Annotated in this window: 1 pseudogene; it reads left to right on the top strand. The window is 59.2% G+C overall.

Features of this window, described 5'->3' with window-relative positions:
• Positions 1-201 (top strand): annotated as a pseudogene (locus PSSD_RS26155) (MBL fold metallo-hydrolase); the annotation flags it as partial.

Here is a 201-nt window from a genome sequence, read left to right on the forward strand (position 1 = left end):
CCGCTTAACCTGTTTACTGGCCGCAGCGGCCATTCACCCGGTTCGGTGTGGTTTCATCTGCCGGTTGCGGGCGGTATCACCTACATGGGGGACTGGAGCCGTGAAGCGTTGCTGCTGCCTTTTGACTGCCCGCCCCAGGCAAAATTACTGATCACCGATGCGTCCTACGGTGACCGTAATCAGCGCCTCAGCGAGCAGATT

Source organism: Type-D symbiont of Plautia stali (assembly GCF_001485335.1).
Classification (GTDB): Bacteria; Pseudomonadota; Gammaproteobacteria; order Enterobacterales; family Enterobacteriaceae; genus Pantoea; species Pantoea vagans_C.